Below are 1,895 nucleotides of genomic sequence, written 5' to 3' on the forward strand. Positions count from 1 at the left end.
ACCCCATATACTCGAACGCCGAAGCCAAGGCCTCGTTGCGAATCTTCGAGTAACCTTCCCTCATGCGTTCGATGGTTTGACCCATCGGCAAACGCCCCGGAGACGTGATCTCAAGACGGTTGTCATACACCGCCACCTGAATACTGGAATGGTCGATATAGCTGCGGTGCACGATGGCGTTCACGATGAGCTCGCGGATGGCGTCCGGAGGAATCTCATACACATCATGCCGATATACACCGTCAAACCGCACTCCCAAATGAATATTACGCAGCACATACTGGTAGGCCTGTTCGATGAGCTCCCATGCAGGTCCTACGAACTGGCGCCGATCCACGAACACCGCCTTGGTGTTCCCCTTGAATACCCCGCACTGCACCACGGAGCGTACCGCTTCATTACCGGTCAGGATTGCGTAGGCGTTGGTCGGCAGCAGCTCGCCGTCTCGCTCGATCAGCACTCCCCAAGACAGTAGTTGTCTACGTGTGACGGGTTTGATGTTCTCCCCACTGTTGGCGTTGCCTTTGGCGATGTCGGTCATCCGTTCGCAGAGTCGATCGACGCTCTCATCCGTAATGGTCAGGCCAAGGCAAGGTGCTTTATCGAAGCTGCGATTACTGCCCTCGAACATCAGTTCCTTGATCGTGGCTTCATCCGCCTGCCGGGTGGTGCCGGCGATGCGCACGAATGTGCCTTGGTCACGGCCCAGTGACTTGATGTAATACGGGCGTTGCATACCCGGCTGTATCGCCACGTCGATGATGGTCCTGCCCTGATAGTCACGCAGCGAGATGTCCGGCAGAATCATCGGCTCGCAACTGTCGGTTATGGCATTGGCGATAGCGTCCTTGATAACGAACACCTGATCCTCGGGAATGCCCTTCACCTGCCACGTATTGTTCTCCACGCCGAAGATGATATGACCGCCCTGACAGTTGGCGAACGCCACCACCGTCTTGGTGTAGTTGATGCTCTGCTTGGGAATCGTCAGCTTGTATTCCACATGCTTCGACTCCCCCGCCAGATACTGTTCAGCGTTCATGAGTTACGTTCCATTCAAGCTTCCCGGTCGATTCGCCACCGCTGGTATATTCCAACAACACCTTCCCAAGATTCATATCTTCATTATTGACGCTCTCCGCTTGGGCGATGGATACATATCGAGTACACTCTGTTACTCCAACACGTTTCGCCAATCCGGCATCCCGCTGTTTCGAGTGAACCACGGTCAACATTTTGTACATTCGTCGTCCAGTTTCACGCATCGGATCAGCGGTATCGCGCACTATTCGCGAACTATTCGTGCACTATCGCGCACTGAATTAGCAGTATTGCGCACTAAACCGATGTCATGTGATGCAATAGCCGTATCATTGGCAAACGAGCACAGCGTATGCACGATGACTTCGGGGTTCCACCCTTCCTTATACTCAATACGAGCCTGCTCGACCACTCGACCTCGAAGAAGCTGATCGACAGCAATCGGAATGTTCATGGCTCTGCCTCCTAGACTAAAGCTATATAGAAATGGATATCAGCCTTTCGTTAATTGAGCTCTTCCAATTACACAATCAACTATAGATCTCAGAAAAACAGGGCAAGAATTGATATCGATATTATCAATGGCTTCAGAATAATAGATAGATTCTTTGGAATTCTTTTGCACATTATGCAAACTACATAACTCAGCAAAAGCTGCATCAAATTCTTTCCAATTCTTTTCCAAGTAAGGTTCAAGAGTATTCTCGACAATAAACAAGAAATCACCGTTATCTAATTCATATTTACCACCATCAGGCCTACAGGGGTCAGCAAACATATCCGCCAACTTAAAATACTTTATCAATCTGAGATTAGAATTAAGTTTTTTCTGTGTCGTGTTTTTATTGATATCA

General features: G+C 49.8%; 3 protein-coding genes. All 3 read right to left on the bottom strand.

The genetic code is table 11. The features are described from left to right. The coding region (locus H9626_RS15700) for an RNA-binding domain-containing protein (RefSeq protein WP_191710817.1) at positions 1 to 1,042 on the bottom strand (1,042 nt) is incomplete at its 3' end. Continuing rightward, positions 1,032 to 1,244 carry a hypothetical protein gene (locus tag H9626_RS15705; protein ID WP_191710818.1) on the bottom strand — a complete coding sequence of 71 codons (213 nt, stop codon included), beginning with the start codon at positions 1,242 to 1,244 and terminating at the stop codon, positions 1,032 to 1,034. The genes H9626_RS15700 and H9626_RS15705, both read right to left, overlap by 11 nt. A 290-nt stretch (positions 1,245 to 1,534) precedes the next feature. After that, positions 1,535 to 1,895: hypothetical protein (locus H9626_RS15710; RefSeq protein ID WP_191710819.1), on the bottom strand; the 361-nt coding region annotated here is incomplete at its 5' end.

The sequence above is a fragment of the Phocaeicola faecium genome, assembly GCF_014837055.1.
Taxonomy (GTDB): Bacteria; Bacteroidota; Bacteroidia; order Bacteroidales; family Bacteroidaceae; genus Phocaeicola; species Phocaeicola gallinarum.

Bases quoted from the DNA above. Each gene is read 5' to 3' on its own strand.
- H9626_RS15705 (WP_191710818.1), bottom strand. From the start codon at position 1,244: ATGTACAAAATGTTGACCGTGGTTCACTCGAAACAGCGGGATGCCGGA.